Raw genomic sequence first — 2,944 nt, 5'->3', positions numbered from 1 at the left:
TCTTTGTACAAAGATGGCCTTCCTTTGATGAAACGACTAATTCAAGCTCGTTGCTCTATTACTGCTCCTCCTACTCTTCCGATACCTCTCTAAACCTGACCAAACGTCTTTCCAAAAGAGCCACACCCAATTGATAATTGAAACTACATAGAGCGTTTCTAGGACTCATGAGGTACACAGCATTGTTTGACTATTGGCTCTTGCCTCTTATCCCTGCTCCGAAGTCCCTGCTCCGAAGTCCCTGCTCCCTGCTCCGAAGTCCCTGCTCCCTGCTCCGAAGTCCCTGCTCCCTAAAACCTAGATATTTGTACCTCACAAGTCGTAGAATTGCTATAGTATCTCAAAACCTAAAAGTCTTCCCTAGTAATACTTTTAGGCTTTGTTTATGAAAACTTAGCCGAATCAGTACGGAATAACCGTAAATTATTCAGTTTCAGATGTCTACTCCTCTGTTGATTTATTCGGCTTGAATTTCCTGATATTATTCCTAGGCTTAGATGGGTTGACCCTGACAAATTACGCGATTACTTAACTGGTGACCAATGGCTATAATACTACTTGCTTGAAAAAACTAGCAGATAAACCACCAATATTTTGCAAGTAATTTTCTGGTTTTATTGACCATTAATTAACTAAAAAACCGGTTAAAATAATCATCATTACAGAGGATAGGACATGGAAATTTATATGGCATCTAACTACTCACTCAACACCCTTGGAGCCAAACTTTGTCTCGAAGCTGCTGGGGATTTAGTAGCAAAAGCAATCCAGCCCATCCAAAACTATTCACAGGTAAGACTAGCTGATTACGGCATTGCAGACGGTGGTACTAGCCAAGGATTATGGCAGCAGATTATTGCTACTATAAAAAAAAAAATAACGGGGCTTTTGTTGAAGTAATATTTAATGATTTACCCAGTAATGACTTTAATGCCCTAGGCAAAAATGCAACGTTATTGATGCAAGGTGATCAAAATCTAGTAGTTTCAATGGTTCCACGATCATTTTATGAACCTGTTTGTCCCCCCAATAGTCTAGACTTTGGTTTCTCCTCCACAGCCATGCACTGGCTAAGTAAGCTACCCAAACATCTGAGCAATCATATTGATGTCAATGTTTCTGCCCCAGTAGAAGATAAAGCAATTTTTCAAGCACAGTCACAGATTGACTGGAGCACTATTCTCCTGGCTAGAGCTAAAGAACTCAAATCTGGAGGTCAAATAGTAACCGTCAACTTATCCGTAGACGAACAAGGGCGCTATGTAGGGCACAACCTGGTAGACTTGAACCTGAAAGATATTCTGCACGAAATTTGGAAACAAATGCAGATTGAGGAATTGATTCAACCAGAAGAGTATGTTGGCGCTACATCACAAAGTTATTACCGAACAGAAGCCGAGTTTACTGCGTGTCTCGAAGACCCTCAAAGTGAAGTTTATCAAGCTGGCTTACGATTAGGAGATACCCGAACCATGCTGATTCGGTGCCCTTATCGGTCTCAGTACGAAGATGATAGGGATGCAGAGAAATTTGCCCAAGGTCTCACCCAAGCGACTCGCTCTTGGAGTGAACATACATTGAGAAATGCCCTAAGCAATCGATCCAATCAAGACATTTCTGATATTGTCAACCAATTCTACCAAAGATTTACAGCTAGGATTCGAGAGAATCCCGGTCAGTTCTCTATGGATTATGTACAAACCTATCTTCGCATTTACAAAAAATAAGCCCAACCAGGATGCTTAGATCATGTTAGGATAATTACCCTTAATAAAAATCTGCCCGATCTCCCCATCTCCCCACCCTCCTCACAACCCCTCAGGTTGAGGTGACATTGGATATTAGGACTAACCGATAATAAATCCCCGACCCGATTGACTTAATGCAGGGACTCCTGTATTATTTTCTGAGAGTAAATTAGGCTAGTTGATACCTGTTATGATATGCTTTTAACTTGAATTGGCTAAAACTATACTGTGTATAGCTTTGAGATTTTGAAAATTTATGGTTTATACCGAAAATTATGTCAGATCTTTCATAAACACCATAGGATGCCCAGTAGGCTGTGGAATACAATTAAGCCAGAGCAACTTAAAAATCCCAAAATTGCCAAACTTTTTGACTCAGATGGTGATGGCAAAGCCAACTTAACAGGTTGTAATCCTGGGTGGGGTATGGAGCTAGCTTCTCTAATTTGATAAGTTGAAGAAATCCTTAAAAACCTTGAAGCCTTTCTTTATATTACATGACTTACGCAAGGCACCCTAAAATACCCCAATTCTAGGGGACTTTCGTGACTTTGTTCCCCCTCCCGGTGCGCTTGACCTTGGCCAATTTAATTCTTAATGGTAAGAGCGCACCTTTGCCTTTTGCCTTTTGCCTTTTGCCCTTGCGCGTAGCACTATAGCGTTTCTAGGACTCATGAGGTACACAGAATTGTTTGACTATTAGCTCTTGCCTTTTCTCTCTTTCTTACATGCTCCCTGCTCCCTGCTCCCTGCTCCCTAAAGCCCAGATATTTGTACCTCACAAGTCGTAGAATTGCTATATATCAAAAACCATAACTCCACCTAGCCCGATACCCTCGGGCATCAATATGGGTGAAACAACTCGCACTGGCTAGACCACCTCGAGAACCCCACCAGGAATCCAGGCGTCTATTCACCGACATTGGCGATATCCCCTCAACCACAAAATCCACAGCATCCCCAGAAAGATGACGGGAGCGTAATGCACCACCAACTTGGCGATTGGTTACTGGGTCGCGATACCAAGAGTTAACCAGGATGGGGCGATTGCCAAAGTATTCCCTAACTTCCGATACTTTTTGGCTACTAAAGTCTACCAAAGCAGACCTTAGCTCACCAATGCAAGCTGATTACTCAGCCAGGGTGTATCTACCAAAGCTCTTAGGAATATCCCGCGAGCGCCATTGATGTCGCGT

Annotated in this window: 4 protein-coding genes and 1 pseudogene; 3 read left to right on the top strand and 2 right to left on the bottom strand. The window is 42.4% G+C overall.

Annotated elements, in window-relative coordinates:
* The first annotated feature begins 675 nt into the window (after positions 1-675).
* The 3 genes from F6K37_RS36775 to F6K37_RS36765 all read left to right on the top strand — a co-directional run bounded on the left by F6K37_RS36775 (position 676) and on the right by F6K37_RS36765 (position 2,198).
* Entirely contained in the window at positions 676-900 is a 225-nt protein-coding gene (locus tag F6K37_RS36775) for a hypothetical protein (protein ID WP_008182386.1), read from the top strand.
* Complete coding sequence (locus F6K37_RS36770) at positions 843-1,727, top strand: class I SAM-dependent methyltransferase (RefSeq protein WP_081431950.1); 885 nt, start codon at positions 843-845, stop codon at positions 1,725-1,727. The genes F6K37_RS36775 and F6K37_RS36770 overlap by 58 nt, the downstream gene beginning before the upstream one ends.
* A 324-nt stretch (positions 1,728-2,051) precedes the next feature.
* Positions 2,052-2,198, top strand: a complete 147-nt coding sequence (locus F6K37_RS36765) for a hypothetical protein (RefSeq protein WP_008182382.1) — start codon at positions 2,052-2,054, stop codon at positions 2,196-2,198.
* A gap of 353 nt (positions 2,199-2,551) precedes the next feature.
* Here the strand turns inward: F6K37_RS36765 and F6K37_RS36760 are convergent, their stop codons facing one another.
* Positions 2,552-2,848, bottom strand: a complete 297-nt coding sequence (locus tag F6K37_RS36760) for a D-Ala-D-Ala carboxypeptidase family metallohydrolase (RefSeq protein ID WP_008182380.1) — start codon at positions 2,846-2,848, stop codon at positions 2,552-2,554.
* Between the two features lie 8 nt (positions 2,849-2,856).
* Positions 2,857-2,944 (bottom strand): annotated as a pseudogene (locus F6K37_RS45850) (zinc ribbon domain-containing protein); the annotation flags it as partial.

Origin of the sequence: Moorena sp. SIO4E2 (genome assembly GCF_010671945.1) — a bacterium.
In the GTDB taxonomy this organism is placed as follows: domain Bacteria; phylum Cyanobacteriota; class Cyanobacteriia; order Cyanobacteriales; family Coleofasciculaceae; genus Moorena; species Moorena producens.
The sequence above is the reverse complement of the archived record's forward strand: the minus strand, read 5'-3'. Positions and strand labels throughout refer to the sequence as shown.